The 22,430-nt window shown below is 41.0% G+C and carries 21 protein-coding genes; 8 read left to right on the top strand and 13 right to left on the bottom strand.

Annotated elements, in window-relative coordinates; all coding sequences use genetic code 11:
• The first annotated feature begins 296 nt into the window (after positions 1–296).
• From ilvB to LPTSP_RS10145, 3 genes are all read left to right on the top strand, one after another.
• A complete protein-coding gene (ilvB, locus tag LPTSP_RS10155; protein ID WP_108928676.1) occupies positions 297–2,024 on the top strand; it encodes a biosynthetic-type acetolactate synthase large subunit in 1,728 nt (575 codons plus the stop codon).
• Positions 2,025–2,158: 134 nt separating this feature from the next.
• Positions 2,159–3,577: an anthranilate synthase component I family protein gene (locus LPTSP_RS10150; RefSeq protein WP_108928675.1), complete on the top strand. Its 1,419-nt coding sequence runs from the start codon at positions 2,159–2,161 to the stop codon at positions 3,575–3,577.
• The gene (locus tag LPTSP_RS10145) at positions 3,574–4,164 is read left to right on the top strand and encodes an anthranilate synthase component II (RefSeq protein WP_108928674.1); all 591 of its coding nucleotides are present in this window, start codon (positions 3,574–3,576) and stop codon (positions 4,162–4,164) included. Before LPTSP_RS10150 ends, LPTSP_RS10145 begins: the two co-directional genes overlap by 4 nt.
• A gap of 2 nt (positions 4,165–4,166) precedes the next feature.
• Here LPTSP_RS10145 and LPTSP_RS10140 read toward each other — a convergent pair whose 3' ends face one another.
• Entirely contained in the window at positions 4,167–5,873 is a 1,707-nt protein-coding gene (locus LPTSP_RS10140) for a hybrid sensor histidine kinase/response regulator (protein ID WP_108928673.1), read from the bottom strand.
• 104 nt (positions 5,874–5,977) lie between these two features.
• Positions 5,978–6,448 (bottom strand): LIC13081 family protein, encoded by a 471-nt coding sequence (locus LPTSP_RS10135; protein WP_108928672.1) that lies wholly within the window; start codon positions 6,446–6,448, stop codon positions 5,978–5,980.
• A 75-nt stretch (positions 6,449–6,523) separates the two neighbouring features.
• Here LPTSP_RS10135 and LPTSP_RS10130 point away from each other — a divergent pair, with 75 nt between their 5' ends.
• Both LPTSP_RS10130 and LPTSP_RS10125 read left to right on the top strand, forming a co-directional pair.
• On the top strand, positions 6,524–7,390 hold the full coding sequence (locus LPTSP_RS10130) for a pirin family protein (RefSeq protein WP_108928671.1): 867 nt from the start codon (positions 6,524–6,526) through the stop codon (positions 7,388–7,390).
• A gap of 10 nt (positions 7,391–7,400) precedes the next feature.
• Positions 7,401–8,639, top strand: a complete 1,239-nt coding sequence (locus LPTSP_RS10125) for a BaiN/RdsA family NAD(P)/FAD-dependent oxidoreductase (RefSeq protein WP_108928670.1) — start codon at positions 7,401–7,403, stop codon at positions 8,637–8,639.
• On the opposite strand, the gene LPTSP_RS10120 is transcribed toward LPTSP_RS10125, so the two are convergent.
• The 7 genes from LPTSP_RS10120 to LPTSP_RS10090 all read right to left on the bottom strand — a co-directional run bounded on the left by LPTSP_RS10120 (position 8,636) and on the right by LPTSP_RS10090 (position 14,309).
• Positions 8,636–8,977, bottom strand: a complete 342-nt coding sequence (locus tag LPTSP_RS10120) for a VOC family protein (RefSeq protein WP_108928669.1) — start codon at positions 8,975–8,977, stop codon at positions 8,636–8,638. The two genes, LPTSP_RS10125 and LPTSP_RS10120, sit on opposite strands and share 4 nt — an antisense overlap.
• The gene (locus LPTSP_RS10115; RefSeq protein ID WP_108928668.1) at positions 8,974–9,255 is read right to left on the bottom strand and encodes a GNAT family N-acetyltransferase; all 282 of its coding nucleotides are present in this window, start codon (positions 9,253–9,255) and stop codon (positions 8,974–8,976) included. Before LPTSP_RS10115 ends, LPTSP_RS10120 begins: the two co-directional genes overlap by 4 nt.
• Before the next feature lie 64 nt (positions 9,256–9,319).
• A complete protein-coding gene (locus LPTSP_RS10110) occupies positions 9,320–10,675 on the bottom strand; it encodes a sensor histidine kinase (protein ID WP_108928667.1) in 1,356 nt (451 codons plus the stop codon).
• A gap of 324 nt (positions 10,676–10,999) precedes the next feature.
• On the bottom strand, positions 11,000–11,437 hold the full coding sequence (locus LPTSP_RS10105; RefSeq protein ID WP_108928666.1) for a DoxX family protein: 438 nt from the start codon (positions 11,435–11,437) through the stop codon (positions 11,000–11,002).
• Positions 11,438–11,540: 103 nt separating this feature from the next.
• Positions 11,541–11,990, bottom strand: coding sequence for a MarR family winged helix-turn-helix transcriptional regulator (locus LPTSP_RS10100; RefSeq protein ID WP_108928665.1), 450 nt, complete (start codon positions 11,988–11,990; stop codon positions 11,541–11,543).
• An 83-nt stretch (positions 11,991–12,073) separates the two neighbouring features.
• Positions 12,074–12,895, bottom strand: coding sequence for an aldo/keto reductase (locus LPTSP_RS10095; RefSeq protein WP_108928664.1), 822 nt, complete (start codon positions 12,893–12,895; stop codon positions 12,074–12,076).
• 61 nt (positions 12,896–12,956) lie between these two features.
• Positions 12,957–14,309, bottom strand: coding sequence for a hypothetical protein (locus LPTSP_RS10090; RefSeq protein WP_108928663.1), 1,353 nt, complete (start codon positions 14,307–14,309; stop codon positions 12,957–12,959).
• Positions 14,310–14,338: 29 nt separating this feature from the next.
• Between LPTSP_RS10090 and LPTSP_RS10085 the strand changes: the two genes are divergently transcribed.
• Entirely contained in the window at positions 14,339–14,932 is a 594-nt protein-coding gene (locus LPTSP_RS10085; RefSeq protein ID WP_108928662.1) for a DUF6962 family protein, read from the top strand.
• A gap of 50 nt (positions 14,933–14,982) precedes the next feature.
• On the opposite strand, the gene LPTSP_RS10080 is transcribed toward LPTSP_RS10085, so the two are convergent.
• Positions 14,983–16,707 (bottom strand): transglutaminase-like domain-containing protein, encoded by a 1,725-nt coding sequence (locus tag LPTSP_RS10080; RefSeq protein ID WP_245915543.1) that lies wholly within the window; start codon positions 16,705–16,707, stop codon positions 14,983–14,985.
• A 104-nt stretch (positions 16,708–16,811) separates the two neighbouring features.
• Positions 16,812–17,699, bottom strand: coding sequence for an LIC_13029 family protein (locus LPTSP_RS10075; RefSeq protein WP_108928660.1), 888 nt, complete (start codon positions 17,697–17,699; stop codon positions 16,812–16,814).
• 138 nt (positions 17,700–17,837) lie between these two features.
• Here LPTSP_RS10075 and LPTSP_RS10070 point away from each other — a divergent pair, with 138 nt between their 5' ends.
• Together LPTSP_RS10070 and LPTSP_RS10065 are read left to right on the top strand one after the other, a co-directional pair.
• Positions 17,838–18,860, top strand: coding sequence for a DUF2804 domain-containing protein (locus LPTSP_RS10070; protein WP_108928659.1), 1,023 nt, complete (start codon positions 17,838–17,840; stop codon positions 18,858–18,860).
• A complete protein-coding gene (locus tag LPTSP_RS10065; RefSeq protein WP_108928658.1) occupies positions 18,820–19,995 on the top strand; it encodes an acyltransferase family protein in 1,176 nt (391 codons plus the stop codon). The genes LPTSP_RS10070 and LPTSP_RS10065 overlap by 41 nt, the downstream gene beginning before the upstream one ends.
• Before the next feature lie 124 nt (positions 19,996–20,119).
• Here LPTSP_RS10065 and LPTSP_RS10060 read toward each other — a convergent pair whose 3' ends face one another.
• Positions 20,120–21,331: an acetyl-CoA C-acetyltransferase gene (locus tag LPTSP_RS10060; protein ID WP_108928657.1), complete on the bottom strand. Its 1,212-nt coding sequence runs from the start codon at positions 21,329–21,331 to the stop codon at positions 20,120–20,122.
• Between the two features lie 113 nt (positions 21,332–21,444).
• Entirely contained in the window at positions 21,445–22,416 is a 972-nt protein-coding gene (locus LPTSP_RS10055) for a YheT family hydrolase (RefSeq protein ID WP_108928656.1), read from the bottom strand.
• Between the last annotated feature and the right edge of the window lie 14 nt (positions 22,417–22,430).

Below are 22,430 nucleotides of genomic sequence, written 5' to 3'. Positions count from 1 at the left end.
CGCTTCTTTGTCTTCCTTTTCGGACTAAGGCAAGACATCAAAAAGTTCTTGCAAATTTTTATAAGTAAATCGTGAATATCTTAAGCGGTTTATCCGTCATTTTCTACGTAATGAAGAATATAGGTCTACAGTCTAACCAAACCCTTTGGGTCGTCCTCTGGATGGTGGTAGTGGTCACGCTACCCTGGTTACCCTTTACGCCCTAGGGTTCTTTCGTAGGCAGCAATCTTCGAAAAGCCCCTCTCGGCGTAAAGCCGAGGGGGGCTTTTTTTATTTCTACACTATGTGAGGCAAAAATGGAAACGATTACAGAAAAAAACAAGGCCTGGCTTAGAGAAGATAAGGTTCCTCAAAACGGGGCCGAACTGATCGTAGCTTATTTAAAAAGAAGAAGGATCCAAAACGTATATGGGATCCCTGGCGGCGCCAATCTGCCGTTATACGATGCGCTTCATAATAGTGGAATACGTCATATTCTCGCAAGACATGAACAGGGTGGAGGATTTATGGCTCAGGGGGAAGCCAGAGTCACTAAAAAACCCGCAGTTTGTCTCGCTTCCTCCGGTCCAGGAGTTACAAATTTAATCACTGCAGTAGCGGATGCAAAATCGGATTCTATTCCGTTAGTTGCTATTACTGGTCAAGTGCCTCTATCACTTATTGGAACGGATGCTTTCCAAGAAATAGATACTTACGGGCTTTCCTTACCCATTACTAAAAAAACGTATTTGGTTCGTTCCGTATCCGAACTCATTCGTGTCTTGCCGGAAGCTTTCCAAATTGCAGAAGGACCCAGACCAGGCCCAGTTTGGATAGATGTGCCCAAAGATATACAAGCTTCTCCTATTTCGCTTTCCATGTCCCAGATAGAATCTATCTGGAGTTCCGGAGAAGAAAAAAATCCACCTAAGATTTTTATCTCGGAAGCGGATAGGCTTAGATTTTATTCTTTATTAGAAAATTCTAAAAAACCTGTTTTGTATATAGGTGGAGGAGTGAGAGGTTCAGGCGCGGAAGATCTAATCCTCCAATTAGCAGAGGCTCAGGATATACCGGTAGTTTGTACTTTGATGGGTTTGGATTCTTTTTCCCAAACACACGAGTTATCTTTGGGAATGCTCGGAATGCACGGAGCTCCTTATACAAATCGTTTATTGTCCGAGTCTGATCTTCTTCTGGCATTCGGAGTTCGTTTTGACGATAGGGCCACTGGAAAATTGGAGACATTCTGTCCGAAAGCAAAAGTGATCCATGTGGATATCGATTATAAGGAAATCGGAAAATTAAGAAGACCTGATTTCGGATTCTGTTCTGATCTAAGATACTTTTTGGAAAATATGGGAGAGTTCCCTATTCATAAAAGAGGAGAATGGAGAGAGCAGATCCGTTCTTATAAAGAACTATATCCTTTAAGTTCAGTTTCCGCTCCTAAAGGTTTTTCTCCTCAGGATATCATTTTGTCCGTTGCAAAATTTTTAGGACCGAATGCAAGGATTAGCACAGATGTTGGCCAGCACCAGATGTGGGTGGCTCAATATTATCCATTCCAAAAAAGTGGGACCTTTTTGACTTCAGGGGGACTTGGCACTATGGGATTTGGTTTGCCTGCAGCAATCGGGGCTTCTCTTGCGGATCCAAATTCAAAGATCGTTTGTTTTTCCGGAGATGGATCTATTTTGATGAATATCCAGGAATTGGACACTTTAAGTGAACTACAATCAGATCTTAAAATTATAATATTCGATAATCGGAATCTGGGATTGGTCCGTCAGCAACAGAATCTGTTTTATGGAAGCAGGTACAATGGAAGTTCTTATCCTTCTCATTCTAAATTTTCTAAAATTGCAAACGCTTTCGGAATTCCTAGCTTAGATCTGGGAGAATCTGGAAAAAATTCAGAAGATCTGGAGAATTTCCTAAAAGAGAAGGGACCTGGACTCATTGTTGTTCCGATCGATCCGGATCTCCAAGTTCTTCCTATGGTTCCTCCCGGAAAAAGTAATTTGGAGATGCTCTTAGGTTGAAAACCCCCGTTCAAAGACAGTTTTCAATTCTAAACGGGTTCCTTTGGTGGCCCGCCCGGGCCTAGTCATACCTTAATATTCCTTTTTTCTAATATGTTACAGGGCCCGCTGGGCCCAATATTAAGGAGACGACTATGTCCATAGAGATACAAAATATCAGAAAAGAAGCAAATTCGCTTTTTCCAAGGCCGATTGTCCGACCCTTCCCCTTAAAGGAAGAAGGCGTCTTGGAATATTTCCAAAAACTACTGGAAGAAACGGGGGTGGCATTCCTATTCGAAAGTTTGGGACCTGAATCGGATAATTCCAGATACAGTTTTATTTCAGGATTTCCTAAGAGAGTATTTCAAGCAAAAGGAGATAGATTAGAATGCGACGGAAAAGAGATCGCGAGAGGAAATCCATACCGGCTATTCTCCGAAATTTTCCCTCCTAGAAAATCTTTCTTAGAATGTACTGAATCCGGAGGAGGAGGTCTCTACGGTTATCTTTCCTATGAGGCTGCAAACGATATGGAACCCAGCCTGCTTCTGAAAGAACATCCTAAATTCCCGAAGTTCTGTTTTGCTTGGATGGAAGATGGGATCCTGTTGGATAGAAGAACAGGGGAATCCAAATATTTTCATTACGGAACAGATAGGTACAATTTGTTCGAAGAAGTCCTTAATAAGAAAACCCCAGGCAAAGGAAAGTTTCAGGCGATAGATTTAGGTTTTTCTAAAACGAAAGAAGAACATAGATCAATGGTAGAAGAAGTTTTAGAAGAGATTCGAAAAGGAAATACATTTCAATGCCAAGTAGGCTTTCGAAAAACATTTTTAGTAGGAGAGGACGAAACTGTAGACTCCAGAAAAAGAGGCGACTTCGAATTATACAAATCGGTCCGAAAAATAAATCCTTCTCCTTTTATGTTCTTCATGAGCTTTCCTGGAGAAGTTCATTTGGGAGCGAGTCCCGAACTTTTATTTAGATTAAAAGACGGACTTGCTGAAAGTTTTCCTTTGGCAGGGACCATCCGAAGAGGAACAAACGAAGAAGAAGACCAAAAATTTGCGCTACAACTTCTTTCCGATCCGAAAGAGATCGCAGAACATAATATGCTCGTAGATCTGCATAGAAATGATCTGGGAAGAGTTTCCAAATTCGGAACCGTGAAAGTAAGAGATTCTTTCGCTCTCAAAAGGTTTAGTCATGTTCAACATCTATCTACTGAAGTTTCTGGAATTCTAAGAGTCGGCCAGGATATGTTTTCCGGATTAGCCTCTTCTTTTCCAACAGGAACGTTAAGTGGCGCTCCTAAAGTAGAATCCATGAAGATCATCCATAGGATAGAAAACGATCCGAGGGGGCCCTATGGAGGAGCAGTAGGAAGATTCGGCTTCGATGGTAATTGTTCCTTTTGTATTCCGATCCGAAGTTATTTCAGAAAAGAAGAAGAGGCCGTAATCCGAGCTTCCGGAGGGATCGTGATGGATTCCGATCCGGATGCAGAATACGAAGAGATCGGCCATAAATTGGGAGCAGTCTTGAACGCGATGGAGGCAATCCAATGAAAGTTCTATTAGTAGATCATCATGATTCTTTTTCCTATAATCTATTCCAACTTGTGGGAGAAATTTTAGAGGAAGAGTTTCCCTATAGATTCAGATTGGATGTGATACGTCAGAATGAAACGGATGTTTCCAAGGTTCTAAAGGCAAGATACGATAGAATTCTACTTTCTCCCGGACCTGGAACGCCGGAAGAGCCAGAATATTTCGGTTGTTCTATGGAAATCCTAAAACAGCTAGGGGGAAACATTCCGATCTTAGGAGTTTGTCTTGGAATGCAAGGTATAGCTTATTTTGCAGGAGCGAATATTATAAAAGCAGAATATCCTATGCACGGAAAAATTTCCGAGATCAAAACGGACGGAAAAGGAGTGTTTAAGGATCTTCCTTCCGACCTAAAAGTGATGAGATATCATTCTTTAGTCGTGGATGAAAAATCCCTCGGACAAGAATGGGAAAGGACTGCCTATGCAGGCGTAGAACTAATGGGGATCCGTCATAAGGAGAAACGAATGGAAGGTGTACAATTCCATCCGGAGTCTTTCGCTACAGAAGGAGGAAGGAAAATGCTTTCTAATTTTCTAATATAGGTTTAGGAAGCAATGGAGGAAGGGAAATCTTTCAAAAACTCTTGGATCTTTTCTCCCAGATCTTCCATTCGGAAAGGTTTTCCTAAATAATCGTCCATGCCGGCCTCTTCGCAAGCTTTTCTGTCTTCCGGGCTGTCATGGGCGGTGACTGCAATGATCCAAGGAACCTTTTTCATACTTGGTTTCTTTTTTAAGATCCTTGCGGTCTCTAATCCGCTCAATTCGGGCATTTGTATATCTAAAAGAAGAAGATCTACAACATCCGTCTCCTCCCAATATGCCAAGGCGTCTATTCCGTTCGAAACGACAGCGCAACTTAGTCCCAATTTTTCCAACATCTTTTGGATCAATCTTTGGTTTACCGGATTATCTTCGGCTACAAGTATCTTGAGGTCTTTATGTTCGGAGAAATCGAAATTGATCCGATTCTTAGATTCGACAATTTTAACTTTATCTGAGACGACTGCTTTTGGAAGGACCATTTCTAAGACGAATCTAGAACCTTTTCCTGTTTCACTTTCTACAAATATATTCCAATCTAAAGCTTCGCAGATCCGTTTACAGATAGAAAGTCCTAGGCCTGTTCCACCATATTTCCTAGAAGTGGAAAGATCAGTTTGTGAGAATGCTTCGAATAAAGTGGGGATCCTTTTTGCTTCGATTCCTATGCCTGTATCTTTTACGCTCAACGAAAGAGTTACATCCGTTTCGGTTTCGTGTCCTAATTCCAATTCTACTGTGATCCCACCTTTTTCGGTGAACTTCAGAGCGTTAGAAACTAAATTAACAAGAACTTGTCTTACTCGTATAGAATCCGATTTTACATCGATACGTTCTCTTGCTGGAGGGAGGATCGTTTTAAATGCCAATCCTTTCTTGAACGCTTTGTCGGAGGCTTCTTCAGAATATTTTTCCAGAAGGGAGATCATATCGAATTCTTTAAAACTGAAATGTAAAGAGCCTGATTCAGCCTTACTAAAATCGATCACATCGTTGATCAAACGAATCAGATGTTCTGAACTTTCTGTTAAGGAATCCAGATATTCTCTTTGAAGTTCCGAATTGTTCGTTTGATGTAATAAATCCACCATTCCTAATATACCATGCACAGGGGTCCTAAGTTCATGGTTCATATTGATAAAGAACTGTTCTTTAGCTTTTTGTAATTCTAGCGCTACGGCTTGTAGTTGGATCAGAGATTGAGATTTAGCATCTAACTCCATAAAGGAAACTACCGAATTTGCCAGTGCTTCCAAAGCTTGTATCTCTGCTTCGGATACCTTTTTGGGTTGAGTATCTAATACACATAATGTGCCTAAAACGTAACCGTCAGGAGTTCTTAATGGAGCACCTGCATAAAATCTAATGTTCAGATCATTCAATACGAAAGGATTTTGTTTGAACCTTGGATCTAATTGGGCATCTTCTACGATCAAGGTCTTGTTCTCGGAGAGCGCAAATTGGCAAAAAGAATCTTGCCTAGGAGTTTCCTGATCGTTTAAACCCATTCTGGCCTTAAACCATTGCCTTTCCGAATCGATCAGCGAGATCAATGCAATTGGTGTTCCGCAAATTAGGGAGGCAGCCTTAACGATACCGTCGTATTTTTCTTCAGGAGGAGTATCTAGGATTTTATAACGTTTTAGTGCCTTTACCCTTTCATTTTCGTTTTCGGGTAGGGGGGCGACGCTATAAGGAAGGTTTTCCATAATGAAATACGATATTATTTGAGACTAAAAAATAATGGGGGATATTCTCCTTTTTTGAAAGCAAAAACACAAGGATTTATCAGCTTAGTAAATTATTTTCAGGGTTAATCATGTATCACCTGAAAATTACGAATTCCTAAGGTTTTACCATGAGAAAGGATCTCTTGTAGTTTTCGGATGTCTTTTCTGGTTTTTTCGAACGCCTTGGAAAAGATCCATAACCGAAAGATCTTAAAAAATCCGGACAATTCCATCTGACTTGTAAAAAGGATTTTAGTATCCGTATCGGAACCTTTTGGGTCCGGATAAAATGAGAAGGTCTCAGTCTGATCTGAAAATCTACTTTTGATCCGGAGCACTAATCTACTCGGATACTTGGATTCTAAAATTTGATATTCGAACGTACATGCGAAAAACAAAATTTTAGTTTTCACTTGAAAGCCGGGAGTACTTTCATTTTTCTTAAAGGAGAGAATATTTCCAGACCAGTCCTGCAAACGTTCGAAATTAGAAACGTAATCGAACGCTCTGCTCAAAGAGATCGGCACAGTAAAAGCAATAGTAGTCGTCGCCATGGAAACTTCTCTCTTTCTTTAAAAAGAATTCCCTCAGGATCCTTTTTCGAGTCCAATGTAATATAGAGAGGAAATATGGGTTTTAGACGAATAACCGGAACAAGAATCGCCGAAAAAACTATCGAAGGTGGAGGATTTCCAGTCAGGAGACCCTTCCCAGTTCCGCAATTTTCTTATTGGGACCCGTTTTTACTTTTGGATGAAATGGGACCGGTCGTTTATGAACCAGGAAAAGCAATAGGAGCTCCCGATCATCCTCATAGAGGCTTCGAGACCGTTACATATCTTTTGTCCGGAGAAATGGAACACAAAGATTCCTGGGGACATGCGGGGAAGTTAAAAGAAGGTGGGATCCAATGGATGACTGCAGGTGCCGGTCTTGTACATTCGGAACTTCCTTCGGCTGATTTTCAGTCTAGAGGTGGAAGGATGCATGGATTCCAGATCTGGGTCAATCTCCCAAGGGATAAAAAACTTATTTCCCCAAAATACCAGGAAGTGGATTCTTCCGAGCTTCCGGTGGCAGAAAAAGACGGAGTATGGGCTAAGGTAATCGCAGGAGAACTTTGGGGAACCAATGCGGTGATCCAAACTCAAACCCCGATCGTATTCTTCCATTTGAAACTTTCTCCAGGTTCGTATGCAGAAGTGCCTGTGCCAAAAGATTATAATATTCTTGTATATCCTTTCGTCGGCGGAGGCACTGTAATCGATACGGATGCCGAACACGATCTGGTAGAGGGCGAAACTGTATTTTACCAAGGGGGAGAAGGTAGCATAGGCCTCAGAGCCCCTGAAAATTTTGCCCAGGAAATATTGATCTTGGGAGGACAACCTCTGAACGAGCCAGTGGCACGTTATGGTCCTTTTGTGATGAGCACTCCTCAAGAAATACAGCAGGCCTTCGAGGATTATTCCGCAGGAAAAATGGGGACAATATAATTCCCCATTCATGGAAGAAACCCAAACCAAAAAATTAGCAGTGATCGGCGGCGGAGCCGCCGGTTTTTTCGGAGCCATCCAGACTAGAATTCTTTCGGAAGGAAGAATTTCGGTGCAGCTGTACGAAAAATCTCCTAACGTATTATCCAAAGTAAAAATTTCCGGAGGAGGAAGATGTAATGTCACTCATTCTTGTTTTGATCCGGAAGAATTGTCCAAACGTTATCCAAGAGGAGAAAAGGAACTCAAAAGAGCCTTCCAGATCTTTCAACCCAAGGACACGATCCGGTTTTTCGAAACCAGGGGAGTGAAATTAAAAACGGAAAACGACGGTCGAATGTTCCCAATCACCGACAATTCCGAGACCATCATCAACTGTTTGTTGGAAGAAGCAAAAAAATCCGGGGTCAAGATACGAACTAAAATTGCTATATTAGGAATTTATAAAAATGAGGACCCGAAAGGTAAAAGATTTAGGATACAAACGGAAGAAGGGGAAGAATATTTCGATTTCATCCTGGTAGCTAGCGGATCCTCTCGTAAAGTATGGGGATGGCTGGAAAATATGGGCCATACTATAGAATCTCCGGTCCCTTCTTTATTTACATTCGAGATCTCGGATCCATTGCTGGATGGATTCCAAGGATTGACAGTCCAGGATGTAGAGATCATATTCAAAAATTCTAAATTTAAACAAAGAGGCCCAGTTCTTTTTACTCACTGGGGATTAAGTGGTCCTGCGGTTTTAAAACTTTCTGCCTGGGCCGCTCGTGAATTATTCGATACAGATTATAAAGCAGAGCTACTTGTAGATTGGGTGCCTAGTCTCTCCAGACAAGAATTGAGAGAAATATTTTTGGAAAAGAAAAAGGATAGTCCTTCCAAAAAACCGGGGAGTCGTTCCGAATTCGATCTTCCTTCTAGATTTTGGGAAAGGGTTTGGGAGAAGTCCTGCGGCTCTGAAAAAAGATGGTCCGAAATTTCTTCCAAAGAATTACACCAAGCCGAAGAGATCTTAAAAAGGACCGTTTTTAAAGTTTCCGGCAAGGGAGTTTTCAAAGATGAATTCGTAACTTGCGGAGGAATTCGTCGCAAAGAAGTGGATTTTTCCAAAATGGAAAGTAGGTTACATCCAGGACTCTATTTTGCGGGAGAAGTTTTGGATATAGACGGGATTACGGGCGGATTCAATTTTCAAAACGCATGGACTACTTCTTATATTGCCGCCAAGGCGTTAACAACAACTTAGTCCCAGAGTTCCGGATAAGAACTAAAGCCTAACCGATTTCCATCCGGATCCTTAAAGTATTTTGTATAATCTGTCTTTTCTATAAAGGAATTTCCGAATAAGGAATCTATCTCGACTCTTTCTTCCTTTTTTGTAGCGGAGAAGATCAGTGCGTACGGCGCCTTGAATACTTCTTCCTTTTCTATCATGATTCGAGTTGTTCCCGCTAAGAACCAGGAGGATCTGAGTTTGCCGTCTTGGTAAAAATGATCCTTTTCGAATGATAGACCTGGGATGGTTATATAAAATTTTTTTAATGTTTCCGGATCTTGGGTGGAAATCGCTATATGATGGATCATTCCATAATTACCAGGTCCGAATATTCAGGATGTCTTTTTAGATAAGTTTGCACAAAGGAACAGTTTGGGATAACTTTCTTTGTTTCTGCTCTAGCGGTTTTGAGAGCCGCTTCCGCGAGAAGGGAGGCGATCCCTTTCCCTCTAAAATCGGTGGGAACAAAAGTATGATATAGGTCCCACACATGGGCGCCTATCTCCCTATAAACCAAATGAGCTTCTCTTCCGTCTTGTAGGATCAGGAATTTTTTGCCTGCAACATCGTGTTGGACTGAATTCATTTTGCCCTCTATGGATTCGACTCTTTTCCGGATGGTTTAACAGAGCCAAAACAATCTAAATCGATCAAGTTTTAAAAATCAAGCAAACGGAAGTCCCGCCTATGTTTTTCAGATCCAGCTCCGCCTTGAGTTGGTTGCATAATGAACGAATGATCATTAAACCCAGCGAGGAATCCTGGTCCTGTTTTGTAGAAGAAATTTGACCGAACCATTCCTGGATGGCGGGCATCCCGACACCGTCGTCTTTTACAGTGAGATGGATCTTATTTTCTTTAACCTTTAACTGAACGGAAATATTTCCTTTGGCTTCGTTCGGAAATGCATGTTTGAGAGAGTTTGAGATCAGCTCCGTTACGATCAAACCGCAGGGGATTGCCTTCTCCATAGAAAGTCTAACAGTGTCCAGATCCGATTCGAATCCGATCCGATTTCCAGAAGGGAAATAAGAAGTGACCAGATGTCTTAAAAGAGAATCCAAATAGGTTTTCATATCCACATTCGCGAATTTGTCCTGCTTGTAGAGATGATCGTGGATCATTGCCATTGCAGTGATCCTATTTTGTGCCTTGGATAAAATTTCGGAAGTAGTGGATTCTCCGGAATACATGTTTTGTAAATTTAGCATTCCGGAAACGATCTGGAGATTGTTTTTAACCCTATGATGGATCTCGTGAAGTAGTACTTCCTTCTCCCTTAAATTTTCTTCTAGAGTCCTTTCAATTTCGATCCTTGTCGCGATCTCCTTTTCTAAAGTACGTTTGGATCTGTATATATGAGCTTTTCTTAATCTAAGATTAGTAAGATATTCGTGCCTTCTCTGCACACTTTCCTGCAATCCTCTCATGAGTATCGTAAGAGGAACGCATACAATTGTGTTGGCGATCAAAAAGTTCAGGCCCACTACATATAATCTTTCCGGAGCCATGTACCAAGGAAGGCTCATATAAAATTGCACCCTGGATGCTATAAAGACTGCGATCATATTTGCCAAAAGTCCGAATAGAGAAGGTGTGAGGCCGAATAGAACTCCTGCGAGTACAGGAAAAGGAAATAGCCAAAGTAGTCCTCCTCCTTCGGGTCCTACGAATATCAAAAGGGAAAGTCCTAAACAATAATTCATCGTAAGGACCATGGTGGCCTTTATGGAAAAATTTATTTTTTTAGCAATTAGAAGAAAGTAAACTAGGCCTAACGCACATGAATCAACCCATAATACTTCCGACTTACCTTCGGTCCATGCAAGATACACGCTCGGAAAGTATACTATGGTCCCGAGTATGGTCATAGTGAATAAGATAGAAGTTAAAATGAGTTCTCTCCAAAAGGAAAGTCCGGAAGAAACCGGAGCTTTTGGAGTTAGATATCCTTGGACAGATTTGAAAATTCGATCAAGAGGACCGAATTTCTTTCCTTTTTCCATAGTTGTTATAAATAGACTACAAGAATCTATCAAAACAATGATACTCTAGTTCGAATAAAAAGCGGTAGGTAATTTTAATTGTTTCTATTTTCATAATGAATTATGTAAGATCTTGTTTCCTCTTCTTTAAGTAATAGGTTGAAATCAAACGAATACTAAGCCCTTATGATTAGTTTCTTGATTTTTCAGGGATCTGAATCGTTTTTTAAAACAATTTTTCGTCCTGGAAATTGCACGTTATTCGAAAGACCAGATAATTATTAGGATAAAAAAAAGAGGCCCGAAGACCTCTTGCAAGTTGGTAGTTAGGTATAATGGTACGTTCTATTTTTTGGAGATCGCTCCGTCCAAGGAAAGTTTTCCTCCTCCCTTGATCACCAATGCTAAGGAGATTGCTACCATCAATATATGGAATTCGAAACCTTCTCCTTTTTGGCTTCCTGCCCAGTTCATAAAGAAACCGTGCTCTGCGTGTGGAAGTATTGCGACTGTCATCGCGACTCCGATCCCAGCTGCTGCTACTCTCGTAAGAAGACCTGAAAGTAATCCGATAGGTCCCAAAAATTCTGCGATGAATAAAAGTATTACCAAGAAACCTGGAAAGCCCGCGCCGGTTAAAAATGCGTAAGTTCCGGAGAATCCGTATCCGCCGTACCAACCTAACACTTTTTGTGCTCCATGTGGGAACATCACCACTGCAAGGGTTACCCTTAAAATTAAGGATGTTATATCCGAGTCCGTTTTTAGAATTTTCTGAATCATGTTCACCTCCTAAATGATTCTTGTTTATATAGTCTATTGATTAATAGTTTATTATTAAAGTAATGGGCCGAAAAATCCGAAAAACATAGATCCCTCCTTTATATTACGCAGATTTGAGTCCGACAGTCTTGCAGATCTGTCCTAAATTTTTGAGTTCTTCGTCGCTGAGGCAGGACATCTTGCCCTTCAACTGCTCCAAATAATCAGGAAAAGAAGTTCCGATGAGTTCCTTCCCTTTGTCGGTAAGATTGATGATGAAATAACGTCTGTCTTCTTCGCTTCTGACTCTCAAGACTAGATTTCTTTTTTCTAAGTTATCTATGATCTGTGTGATATTTCCTTCGCAGGAAAATATTTTTTGACCGATCTCTTTTTGGCACATTGGACCCAGATGGTAAAGAGTTTCTAAACATCCGAATTGCCCGCTAGTCAGATTGTACTGGCTGAGGAATTTTTCCTCCATTGTGCGGATGGAATCCGCGCAACGACTCAATTTGATGTAGGCATCGAGTACCTTTACATCTCTGGACTTTCCTTTGTAGTGAGTTGCCATAATACTTTAAGATTGAACTATTAATGTATAGACATCCTGAAAAGAAAAAAGTCAACAAAAAAAGATATTAAACCCAAGTCTACTTAAGCCCCAGTAGGGTCCCAACAGGTCCGGAAGTTCTCATTCCAGGTTTCCATTTCCTGTAGATCGTGCTCACTCAGTTTAAAATCGAATACTTGGGAATTCTCCAAGATCCTTTCCTTTTTGACCGATTTAGGAATAACTACCAGGCCTTTGTCGATTGCCCATCGGATTAAGACCTGAGCGGGAGTTTTCCCGTATTTGTTTGCAAGTGTTACGAGTTTCGGATCGGAGATTTTTTTGCCATGGGCGAGTGGGCTATAAGCTTCTAGAACAATATTATTCTTTTTGCAAGTGTTTAAGAGCTCATTTTGATTTAAGAATGGATGGTATTCTACCTGGTTTACTGTAGGAACGATCTCTGCATATTGGAACAATTCCTGTAAATGAGGGATGGTATAGTTACTAACCCCAATCGCACTGACTAAACCTTCTTTATATACTTTTTCTAATTCTTTCCAGGCTTGTTTTCTAGTCCCGGCAACTGGGAAATGGATCAGATACAGATCTATAGTATCAAGTCCTAAGGTCCTTAAGGATTCGTCCAAATACTTGCGTGGATTTTTTTGGTCGCTATTCCATAGTTTTGTTGTAATGAATAATTCCTTTCTAGGGATCCCACTCTTTCGGATAGCTTCTCCTACGTCAGATTCGTTTCCGTAAATTTTAGCGGTGTCTATATGTCTGTATCCGAATTCCAATGCGTTCAAAACCGCATCTATACATTCTTTTCCGGATCTCGTTTTCCAAACTCCTAGTCCGAAGACTGGCATCTCCACTCCGTTATTCAGCTGGACAGATTGATTTAAGACTAAATTTTGCATATGTTCTTTTAGACTCCTTCCCGGAAAGATCGGATCATTCTTCTATTCAAACGATGTGGTTTTATTTTTTGGGAGAAGAAGAAGCCAAATCCGTAAATGTTAGGGACTCTTCACTTAGGTTTAAAACGGATTCCAGTACATTCTCCGCAAATACTAGATCGCTATACCCAGGGCCTTTTGGCAGCCAGGAACCCAGGGCCAAAATTCCAAGGAGTTCCGCATCTCCCGGAAGTTGTTTGCTCGAAAGATTCACACTTTGGACATTATATAAAATATCTAAGAAAGTCCTTTGTTTACTTTCATTAGAAGATTTTAATGCAACACAAAGTATCTGATTGTCCTTTTCCATTCGGATTGTACGAATATTTCGGATAGAAGTGAGGGGGATACTTCTTTCCCTATATAATAAACTGCTTAAGATCGGTATCCTGGTAGAATAACGTAATTTCAGCTCGAAAGAATTTGCAATTATATCCGTTTTCTTGAATAAGATGAAGACGGTCATCACAGTTACAATTCCCAAGAAGAATATCGAAAAAGGAATGAAGAAGATAAGAAAGATCAGATTTTCCGGATCTTTGAAGACAGAATTTAGGATCGCAAACCATGCTCCGTAAAACAAGGTTGGGACTAGGATTGTAATAAACGCCCTTCCTGCGGATTTAGGTTCTAAAATTTCTATCTTAGTCCCTTGGTCTTTCGATTCTGTTTTAACCCAAGGAGAAGGTTCTATCTGTTTCGGATCTTTTTTATGAGGGACTTCTGTTGTTTCCGGATCTGTAAGTTTTAGATCGGATCTGTCCCAAACAGGAAGAGGAAGTTTTGTTTTAAAAAATTCTAATCCTCTTTTGAGAGAGTCCGAGTCTTGGAACGTCTCTAGTAATATACAACTGCCATCTTTATAAAGTAAGTATAGGTCCCAGTATTTCCAACTACTGCTCGTAGTGGTGCTGCTTCCGGAAGAGGAAGATCTTTCCATTCGGAATAAGATCATATAAGAGATGAATTCCGAAAGCGGAAGTTCAACATCCGATTTATCTGTTTCTCTCAAAGAGAGTAGTGAAGTATTTGTTTTGATCTCTATCGTTTTTACTATATGAGATGCCTTTCTGTAACTTCTCATTGTGATTATAAAAATAGTAACAAGCGAAATACAAAAAAAGAATCCGAATCCCGGAAAGATCTTATCTTCTCCCGTGAGGAATAATACTCCGAAAAATAAGGAGGCAATACTTCCAAATACACCAAAGGCCAAGATCCCAATGACGAATATACATCCGCTTGAATAGGGATTTTTACTTTCCTTACGAATACTATCCGATTCTGAGATCCAAGAGTCCAAACTCATAATAAAAAGTCCTGAGAATAGAGAAGACTCTAGGAAAATCAATTTTAAAACGAATCCTTCTTGCATTTTGATTCAAATCGGATTCCTTGTTCGTCATGCAAATTAGTACCGCAATTTCAGATTTAGTATTGGCAATTTTTGCCATATGGGCCGGTCTTTCTGTCCAATCTTCCGCTAAAGGAAACGTTTCTAAAAAAGGAGGAGCCTATGGTCTTTTTTTGATCGGGTTAGGCGCTCTACTCGGAGTGGTTTTCTTTTTAGGAGGAGATTGGATCAGCCCAATTTATAGACCTATCGTTCATGTTGCAGGTGTAGTAGGAGTTCCTTGGATAGGGATAGCATTTTTCCATGCAGGTTTCGGAAAGATAGATGGTAAAACCTGGAATCTGCTTAGCCTGATTCTTTTGGTTTTAGCTGTAATAAGTTATCTTTATCCTTTGGGTTTATATGCTACCTTGATCGGAGCGATCGCATTGATCGCTGTTTTGGTGGTGTGCATCCAAAAATACAAAGGTTCTTATAGAACAGCAGCATTATATGGGATTGCAGGCGCACTTCTATTCATTCTATCCGGACTTGTGATAGGAACTGTAGGAACGATTGCAGGGCTGCCTAGAGTAGATCTATTTCATTACGGATTAGCTGCGGCTACTTACAGCTTGGGATATTCTTTAAAAAGGATCGGATAACCCAAAAAGCGCCGCAGGAGTTTTTAGACTGCGGCGTTCGATTTGCCTTCTTATTCTACGGTCCTTTCTTCCGATTTTTCTAATATACGATTTTTTACAGGATTCGATTTAGGATAAATTTCTTCCGCTCCGGCATCGTATTGTTTTACGGATCTCTGGGAAATTTCAGGGATCAATTCTATGGAGATAGATCTAGTCGCTCCCGAAGCAGGTTTCGTAAAATTGGCCAAGGTATCTCCTCCTTTGATGATCGTATGATAAGGCTGATTGAGTACTGCGAATATTATGTGTTTTGCATATGTTAGTCCCGCCCTTGTTCTAGGAGAAGCCAAAGGTTCCATTGGTATCCAGCCGAAGGAAGGATGCCATACTTCCGCAACCTTATGATTTAACTCGACTTTTTCTCCTACAGGGAGCCAGTTCCAGGCCATCCTGGCCGGTATTCCTGCGCTGCGTAGCAGTGAGATCTGAGCGTAGCTATGTTCTGTACAGGATCCATGTCCGTTTTGAAGAACTGTAGGTGCTGGATCGAATTTGCCGTCCTGTTTATACACCATATTCTTTCGGATGTATTTGTATACCGCTTGGATATACTCCTCCACATTCGAGCCAGAAGATTTAAGTTCTTCTTTGATCCGGATAATTTCAGGATCGGAAATCTTATAAACAGAGCCATCCTCCAAATACTGTTTCCATTCGCTTGGAACCCTCCAGTCTTCCCAAGAAGTCTGGAAGCGGGTGAGTCCGGAATCTATATTATATCTTACTAATTTAGCTGAATATACGGTTTCTTCCCAGGTTTGCCCAGAACTTAAAGCTGGGATTGGAATGAGCAAAGTGCGATTGTTCTGTTTGTCTTCGGTTAATTTTCCGTTTGGATGGAATTTTTCCTCGCTCAACACTTGAGAAGAAGTTTCCTGAGGAGGAATGGCTACTGCTATTTCAGTTTCCGGAGAATTTTCCTTAGGAGTGATCTTTAAAACGAAACGTATCGTATCTCTGCTAGGAGAGAATCTATAACTCAAATTTCCTTTTAGCACAAGATTTTCCTGTTTTCCAGGATAATAATCATTCCCGATCCGTATTAGATTTTGATAAATTTCGGATTCAGGACTGAGAACCACTAGGTCGTTTTTGAAGCAGGAAAGTTTTCCTGCTTCTTTGGATTCCAAATGTACAGTAAAACTGTTCTTGATCTTATTCAAAACAGGATCGTAAGAATGGAGATTTGTGCCGTCCTTCGAATTCCAAAAATATATCTCTTTCCCTGAACAATCGAATGCAAAAGATACTTTGGGAAGAGGCAGATCTTTTTGATCTATCTCCGAACCTGCCTCCTTATCATAAAGTATAAGTTTATTCTCTCTGATCTCGAAAAGTTTTCCCTGGATAAAACCTATATTTCCCCAGGCGGAGCCAGTTTGGTAAAAAGGGATCCTTCTCTTAATTTCAAAGGAACCGTTCTGCAATACTGCGATCTCCTTTTTGAACCTTACATAAATTTGACCTTCTTCTTTATCGAATGCAAGACCTCTGACCGTTTCCTTTAGATCCAAACGATTTGCAGTGCCGGTCTTAATATTCCTAATGAGCAATCCCCCGGTATTCTTTCCGTTCGTGTCCGGAAAATTGGCGGGCAAAAAAAGATCTTCGCCTATCAGCAAACTTCCTTGAGCGGATTTGATCTTTTCTTCGGGGACTAAGGGAGAAGGAGAGAATATTTCCGGGTTCACTGCTTCCCATTTCATGGAAGAATAAGCAGGTTCGGAAGCCAATTCCGCTACAAATAAGCATATGAATATAGGGATCGAAAAAAGGGGAAGGCGTAAGTAATCCATCCGTTCTTTGGACGGATTTTAGTTCAAAAAATCAAACCGTTTTAAGCAGGGATCTGTTCTGAGACCTGGGTCACCCAAGAAGCGTAATAGTTGGATAATGTTCTCAGGAACATCAGATCCATTTCATTCTCTGTACCGATGGCACGTAACGCATTTGCGTATTGTGTCCTGAAATCGGTCAGAGGGGCAGTTTCTTGGATATAATTTCTCATAGACTGGGCCTGTTCCGGACCAAAGCCGTATTCAGTAGACCATTTATCTATTAATGTCCCACAATTATATTTTCGGGAAAGAAGGATCTGTGCCAAAATATTTCGGAACATGTTCTCGATAGAAACGATCGTGATCTCTCTATGATTGATCGAGATCTCAGTGATGATATCGTCTTTCTTATCGATCACTGCCTTGGAAGTTCCCATCTTGTTGAAGTATTTGGAAAGATCGTTATAAGCTCTAAAATGTTTTAAGATGAGTTCCCTATCCTTTACATCTACCGTTCGTTGGTCTTCCGGATGGCTCATCTCTTGAAGGATAGATTCTATTACCTGAAACATTATATCGAAAGTGAACTGTGTAGACTTGCCTAATAAATATCTAAGCTCGCTTTGGAAAGCCGCGTGTATAGACGCGAAGAATGCTTCTAATTTTTCAGGATTAAGGACAGTAGAAGTTTTGAATACGGAGATCATATCCCGAATGAACTTGGATCTGTCTAGGATGGGAAAGAGTTCTGGGTGATTGGAATGGGTGCGGATAAAGGTCTCTTTAACTACCTTGACCGAACCTCCCCGAACTTCTTCACTTCGAAACAATACTCGATAGAGAAGAACTGAGATCTCTCGGGAAGTTTTTTTATCTTTCAGAGTTTTTAAGTCGGAAGTTTCGAGATTTTCTCTGCTTCCTGCATGCTTGCTCTGGATTTCTCCCATAAAATGGTTATGCCGATTTTCCCGAACGATTGTTAGGTCGATCTTGGTATGAAAAAGTTAATTGTAAAGCAGATTTGGTTGCTAGGGTAGAAATCCCATTGATTTTTCCTCTAAGCGTTCGAAAATCGAGCGAAATCTATGCAAAAAATTATCGGACCCGAAAATCAAGTACACTATGGAGTTTGGGATGGTCCTATCGAATTCAATCATCTAGATTTTACTCTTCTGGATTTTTTCGGAAAAGAGATCAAAGGACTCAAAAAGAAGTTCGCCTTCCATTCTTTCAATTATCTAGGGATCATGATGGAAGACTGCTTGGTCGGGATTGCGGCTGTGAGCCTTGGCTATGCGTATAACGTGTTTGCTTATTTGTATAAATTCGATCAGGGCAAGGTCTACGAATTCGATGTAAAAGGACCCGACTTAGGTCTTGCTTTAAAATTCCCGGCAAATCCGGATGAATACGAGATCTCTTTCAAAAAAGGAAAGTCCTTCCTGAATATCCGAAAGTCTCATTCCGAAGGGAAACTTCTACTCGATGCAAACTTTGGAAATAAATTGGAGATCTCCGGAGAATTTCCATATTCTTTGATCACTCATAATCCTCTTAGGGTCTTAAATCCTTCCGAACCTAGTCGCTGGACGTTCACCGAAAAATGTTCTCCTCTGATCCCAGATCGTATCAGTGTAAAATATGAGAAGAAGGAACTAGTCCGAGATCCTTCCAGGACCACTATGGTCTATGATTGGTCCGGCGGTTATTTGAGAAGGGAGACAAATTGGTATTGGGCTGCATTCTCCTCCGTTCTGCCTGATAGGACAAAAATAGGAGCCAACTTTGCGGCCCTAGTAAACGAAAGTTTTTTTCCGGAGAATGCTTACTGGATCGATTCCGAAAGACAAAGAGTCAGCAGATGTATATTCGATTTTTCTCAAAAAGATCCTTATAAACCTTGGAGGCTTTGGGACGAAGAAGGACGTATCCGTTTGGAATTCGAGCCCAAGGGAGAAAGAAGAGAAAAAGTAAATCTGATCTGGACCAAATTGTATTTTAGACAATTCGTGGGAAAATTCTCTGGAAGTTTCAGACCGGAAAAGGGAAGGGAAGTCCAGATCAAAGATGTCTGGGGTTTCACAGAATTCCATAGGTCTCTATGGTAGTATTCGCAACTTGAAATCTGAAAATCCGATCCGTATTTTATCTATAGATCTGTTGAGAGGTCTGACTGTGGCCGGGATGATCCTGGTAAATAATCCAGGCACCTGGTCCAATATGTATTGGCCTCTTAAACATGCAAAATGGGATGGATGTACTCCTACAGATCTTGTGTTTCCTTTTTTTCTTTTCGTGGTGGGTGCTTCTATTCCCTTCTCTGTATCGAATGGAATACAAGAATTTCCTAAAATTCTAAAGCGAGCTTCCATTCTGATCTTTCTAGGATTGTTTTTGAATTTTTTCGGAGAATGGAGTTTTTCTAATCTCAGATTTCCTGGAGTTCTGCAAAGAATAGGATTCGCTTATTTTTTCGGAGCCGTTCTATATAAAGAGAAAAATCTGAAGCTCAGGATCTTTCTATTTATATCCTTATTGATTGCATATTGGTACTTACTGGAATTTGTTCCTCCTCCCGGCGCCACAGAGCCTAGTATGAAAGAAGGAAAAGACTGGGGGGCCTGGCTAGATAGGGAAACTTTCGGCCAAGCACATTTGTGGAGATTCGGTAAGGTCTGGGATCCGGAAGGGCTTTTAACTTCTTTTACATCTATTGCATCCGCGTTCTGCGGGATCTTTGCTGGAGAATTTTTAAAAGTTTCTCTGGAGAAAGGAGAAGGTCTACTTTCCATTTCCGGCAAAATCGCGTTAGGCGCTTTTGCTGTATTGTTAGTGGGCGGAGTTTGGGGAATCTACTATCCGATCAATAAAAGTTTGTGGACCGGAACGTATTCTCTTTGGACTGCGGGCTGGGCTCTGCTCGTTATTTCTCTTTTTTTAGTTTTGGAAAAATATGATAAATTCGGACTTGGAACTCTGCAAAGTTTTCTTCTTCCTTTTGGAAAGAACGCTTTGTTGGTGTTTTTCGGTTCAGGGATATTCGCCAGAAGTCTGAATATAATCATGGTCTCTTCTCCCGAAGGGAAAAAGATCCCTTTAAAAAATCTGATCTACCAAGAATATTATAAAAGCTGGATAGATTCTCCGGAACTGAGCTCCTTCTTATATTCTATAACTGTTCTGGTCATATGGTTTTTGATCCTTTTCTTTTTGGATAAAAAAAGACTATATTGGAAGATTTAAGGACCGATCGGATGTTTTATCACGGCGAGAAGATCCTCGTCGAGAAAAGTTGAGAGAGCGTATAAAAATAAAAAACGCCGCTTCCCCGAGGAAAAACGGCGTTTCAAACTCGAAAAATCAGAAATTAAATTCTTTCGATTACGGTTGCGATCCCCATTCCTCCGCCTATGCAGAGAGTGATGAGTGCGTAACGTTGGTTCCTTCTTTCTAATTCATCCAATGCGGTTCCGAGAAGAATTGCCCCTGTTGCTCCCAGAGGGTGTCCTAGAGCGATTGCTCCTCCGTTTACGTTGATCTTTTCCAGAGGGATCCCAAGAGTTTTTTGGGTATATAATACAACGGAAGCAAACGCTTCGTTGATCTCCCAAAGATCGATATCTTCCACTTTGAGCCCCGCCATATGTAGCGCTTTTTTGGAAGCGGAAACAGGTCCTGTCAACATGATAGTTGGATCTTCTCCAGTAGCAACTGTGGAAAGGATTTTTGCCCTTGGCTTCAATCCGTATTTTTTGACCCCTTCGTCGTTAGCGATCAGAACGGAAGCTGCGCCGTCTACGATCCCGGAAGAATTTCCGAGTGTATGGATGTGATTGATCTTTCCAACCTCAGGATAGGATCTTAATGCAATCGCATCTAGTTCCTTCTCTCCGATGGTTTTGAAAACTGCGCCTAAGCCAGAAAGGAATGCGTAGTCTGATTCGATGCGTGGGTTCTCATCGGTGTCTACTACCGTTCCGTCTTCTAACTTTACAGGAATGATGGATTTTTTGAATACGCCTTCTTTGATCGCTTTATCCGCTTTCAACTGGGAAGATTCTGCGAATTTGTCCGCTTCTTCTCTGCTGATATTATATTTGGTTGCGATTAGGTCAGCAGAAATTCCTTGTGGGACAAGATTATAATGTTTTTGTATATTAGGATTTCCTATATTAAAATCCCTGTCTCCTAGATCCGCTCCCATTTTTACACGGCTCATGGATTCTATTCCGCCGCCTAAACCTACTGGAATTGCTCCCGACTGAACATGGTTTGCAATATTGTTTACTGCTTGTAATCCGGAACCGCAGAAACGGTTTACAGTGTATCCTGGAACGGAATTAGGCCACTGAGCAGCCATGACCGCATAACGGGCGATACATGCAGCTTGGTCATCCACTTGGGAAACACAACCTAAGACAACTTCTTCTACGATTTCTGGTTTTAATCCGTTTCTTTCTTGGATTGCTTTTAGAGTAGAGGCCGATAGTTCTTGCGGGTGAACGGAGGCAAGTGTTCCTCTTTTTTTACCTTTCCCTCTAGGGGTGCGAACCGCATCGATAACGTATGCGTTGGACATAGTATTTCTCCTATAACGAAAGCCGTTCGGTTATTCTTGAACTTACGTTCAAAAACGAAATATGCTTCCTGCTTGAGTTTAGAAGAAAGGGGGGAAAAGCAAGCTACTTCTTCTTACTCGAATATAACTTTATCAAAGACCCGGAAATACCAACAGTCTCCTTTTAAGTTTTCGTAAAATCCGTTATGGCCTCCGTACTTTTGGATAAATATCCTAAGCTTGGAACTTTTTGGAAGGTCTCTGAATTCGTCGGGACGGATGATCGGATCGTCTGCGGATGTGACTATGGTCAGATCCACCTTTAGTTTTTCAAAATCCTTTGGACCCAATGTATAAGAATTAAAATAATCGTCTGAGTTTTTGAACTCCGCAGAAGATGCTACGATCCTATCAGTCATTTCCATGACTGTTTTTCCTTCCATGATATTCGGATAAGGATGTAGATCCGGAAAATGTACATTCTTTTTAGCTAGGGATTGTCTCCATTTATCTAAGAAATATTTTCCTATGATCAGTTTAGAATCCATCATTTCAGTCGCGGACTTTGGATGAAGTGGCGGACTTACAGCGATACAATGTTTTAAATTAGGTATACTTTGTTTGTTCCTGGAATGTTCTCTGGCTACTCGGATCGTAAAATTCCCACCCATAGAAAATCCAGCTAAGTATACGGGAAGTTTCTGGCCAAAGTCTTTTGCAACTTTACGGACGGCTTCGTAGGTCTCTCGTATTAAACTTCCGTTAAATGGTTCCGGATTCAGATGATGAGTATTTCCATGATCCCTTAAGTTCAGTCGGAAGATAGATATTCCCTTATCATAAAATCTTCTGGAAGTCCTTTGGATATAATTGGAATCCATACTTCCTTCCCAGCCGTGTATAAGCACTAACAACGCCTTGTTTTGAGGAGACTTGGAATAATGACCTAATAGTCGAACACCTTTTCCAGCATTGATAACGACTGGAGAAGCTGCCTTGTCCATGGGATGGTCCGGAATATTCTGCCTCATTAAAGAAGCAAGAACCGTTTGCACAAATGGATGTCTGAGATGGATCGGAGGTTTGAAGGGACGAAGTGTGTCCATGCCGACAATTTTCC

The organism is Leptospira johnsonii, assembly GCF_003112675.1.
Classification (GTDB): domain Bacteria; phylum Spirochaetota; class Leptospiria; order Leptospirales; family Leptospiraceae; genus Leptospira_B; species Leptospira_B johnsonii.
This window is presented reverse-complemented; position numbering and strand designations above follow the sequence as displayed.